Genomic DNA, 275 nt, shown 5'->3' with positions numbered 1-275 from the left:
AACTGAGTATATTTACTCCGTAGGTGTGAACCCACAACCAGAACAGTGTACGGGGGAAAGACGAGGAGTAGGTCATGCAGTAGAAGAAGCCATCCAATTGATGAAAGAAGAACGCAAAGGCTTAAACATTAACCGTCAGCAATTTGCTAAGTATATTGAACGACCAGATGAGTATCCAAAAGATCATGATTTAGCTGTTCATTACTTACGTGAGGCGCGTATTAATCAAGTTGATTTCATTCTGGAAGATGTAGAACGTAAGTATACGACTACAT

General features: G+C 40.0%; 1 pseudogene. It reads left to right on the top strand.

What is annotated here, in order from left to right:
- Positions 1 to 275, top strand: a pseudogene (locus ACK3CR_RS27090) (ParM/StbA family protein); the annotation flags it as partial.

The organism is Priestia sp. TRM10, assembly GCF_057808375.1.
The sequence above is the reverse complement of the archived record's forward strand: the minus strand, read 5'-3'. Positions and strand labels throughout refer to the sequence as shown.